The 825-nt window shown below is 41.8% G+C and carries 1 protein-coding gene; it reads left to right on the forward strand.

The features are described from left to right. On the forward strand, positions 1-492 hold a 492-nt coding region (locus R7R24_RS25860; RefSeq protein WP_318119984.1), incomplete at its 5' end, for a glycosyltransferase family protein. Positions 493-825: the final 333 nt, after the last annotated feature.

Below are 825 nucleotides of genomic sequence, written 5' to 3' on the forward strand. Positions count from 1 at the left end.
CCGTTTGAGTCGATTGAGGACATCTGCGACTTGTTGTTCCACTTTAATCAGCAGACGTTTATTTGTTATCACCCCGACGTGATAGAAGTAGAGAAAGTGGAGAACATAGAATTGCGTCCGCTGTGCCACACCAACTTTCAGCACCATCTACATCGTTGCTGTGGGGTCATCGCCAATGGTGGTTTTGAATTGCCTTCAGAAGCACTTTCTCTTGGCAAAAAACTGCTAATGAAACCACTGGCAGGACAATTTGAACAGCAGAGCAACGTAGCCACACTTGAAGATCTTGGGTTAGCCACTGCAATGGACAGTTTAGACATTTCTACCGTACGTCAGTGGCTCAAAGAGCAGCAAGCTGAGAGTGTTAAATACCCCGACGTTGCACAAGCCATCGTGAATTGGGTTTTACAAGGGGCGTGGGATTCGCAAGAAGAACTCTCCAAACAGTTGTGGGAGCAGGTGGATTTTCCGAGCTATGTATCCAATATCTAAGTTTGTTTGCTCGGATTGCTTGTGGCAAACACATAATAACTATTAACTACCTATTATTACGTTCCTTCCAACATTCCTACATGGTACTTGATGCAGCTTTTCGATTTCGAAGGGCTGCATTTTTATTCCCTCTCGTTCATTTCTATTCATTGTTTAATTGCAGATTATTTGACTGATACGCGCAAATTTACGCCAAAGATATAGGCGGTGTTTTTTGGTCTGTTGGTTATTGATAGGTGGGGCAAATGTGTTTCGATGTTTGTTCTTAGTCTTATCAATTTGCTAAATACATACTCAAAGAGTGTGGTTTTAGTTGTTTTATAGTTTTTTATG

Source organism: Vibrio sp. 704 (genome assembly GCF_033339295.1).